The sequence below is a fragment of the Bradyrhizobium glycinis genome (assembly GCF_016031655.1).
Classification (GTDB): Bacteria; Pseudomonadota; Alphaproteobacteria; order Rhizobiales; family Xanthobacteraceae; genus Bradyrhizobium; species Bradyrhizobium glycinis.
In genome coordinates this window covers 1-813 of the sequence record NZ_JACCHQ010000071.1, presented here as the reverse complement: position 1 = coordinate 813, position 813 = coordinate 1, and the positions used below count along the sequence as shown (strand labels likewise).

Annotated in this window: 1 protein-coding gene; it reads right to left on the bottom strand. The window is 66.1% G+C overall.

Annotated elements, in window-relative coordinates; translation table 11 throughout:
- Positions 1 to 813: UDP-glucose dehydrogenase family protein (locus HZZ16_RS36920; protein ID WP_197955765.1), on the bottom strand; the 813-nt coding region annotated here is incomplete at both ends.

Genomic DNA, 813 nt, shown 5'->3' with positions numbered 1-813 from the left:
ATTGCCGCCGAGCGCCTGGCTCACCTTGCGCGCCATCGCGCGCTTGCGGTTCTCGTTGACCGCCAGCACCGATTCGACGATGCGCAAGGAGACGTCGTAATCCTGCGCGATCTTGATTAGGGCCTTGGTGTCCTTCGGGAAGCACGAGCCGCCGAAGCCGGGACCGGCATGCAGGAATTTGGTGCCGATGCGGTTGTCGAGGCCGATGCCGCGCGCGACCTCCTGGACGTTGGCGCCGGCCTTTTCGGACAGGTCGGCGATCTCGTTGATGAAGGTGATCTTGGTCGCCAGGAACGCGTTGGCGGCGTATTTGATCATCTCGGCGGTGCGGCGCGCGGTGAACATCAGCGGCGCCTGGTTCAGCGACAGCGGGCGGTAGATGTCGCCCATCACCTTGCGGCCGCGCTCGTCGGAGGTGCCGACCACGATGCGGTCGGGGAATTTGAAATCGCGGATCGCCGCGCCCTCGCGCAGGAACTCAGGGTTGGAGGCGACCACCACGTCGGCCGACGGATTGGCCTCGCGAATGATGCGCTCGACCTCGTCGCCGGTGCCGACCGGCACGGTCGATTTCGTCACTACCACGGTGAAGCCCTGCAGCGACTGCGCGATCTCTTTCGCGGCGGCGTAGACGTAAGACAGGTCCGCGTGCCCGTCGCCGCGGCGCGAGGGCGTGCCGACCGCGATGAACACGGCGTCGGCATCGGCAACCGGCTGCTTCAGATCGGTGGTGAAGTCGAGCCGCTTGGCTTTCACGTTGTTCGCGACCAGCTCGTCGAGGCCAGGCTCGTAGATCGGGATCTCGCCGCGATG